Source organism: Clostridioides sp. ZZV14-6154 (genome assembly GCF_020657785.1).
In the GTDB taxonomy this organism is placed as follows: domain Bacteria; phylum Bacillota; class Clostridia; order Peptostreptococcales; family Peptostreptococcaceae; genus Clostridioides.
In genome coordinates this window covers 1-379 of record NZ_JAGWCY010000066.1, presented here as the reverse complement: position 1 = coordinate 379, position 379 = coordinate 1, and the positions used below count along the sequence as shown (strand labels likewise).

The 379-nt window shown below is 26.6% G+C and carries 1 pseudogene; it reads left to right on the top strand.

Going from position 1 to position 379, the window contains the following annotated elements:
• A pseudogene (locus KGF45_RS19735) lies at positions 1-280 on the top strand (MerR family DNA-binding transcriptional regulator); the annotation flags it as partial.
• Positions 281-379 lie beyond the last annotated feature (99 nt).

Below are 379 nucleotides of genomic sequence, written 5' to 3'. Positions count from 1 at the left end.
GAGTAAACATTATAAACCTAAAGAATTTGCAGAATTATTAAATATGTCAGTTATAACTCTGCAAAGATGGGATAATGATGGTAAATTAAAGGCATTTAGAACGCCTACGAATAGAAGGTATTACACTTATGAACAATATCTAGAATATACAGGAATACATAAAGAAACAGATAATAGAAAAATAGTTATTTATACAAGGGTTTCAAGCTCTAATCAAAAAGATAATTTAAAAAATCAAGTTGAATTTCTTAGACAATATGCCAATTCTAAAGGAATAATAGATTAAGAAAATACAAGAAAAAGATTAGAGAGGATGAAGATATTGAAAAGAGCATACAAGATAGAGATTAACCCCTCTGATGAACAAAAATCTAAAATA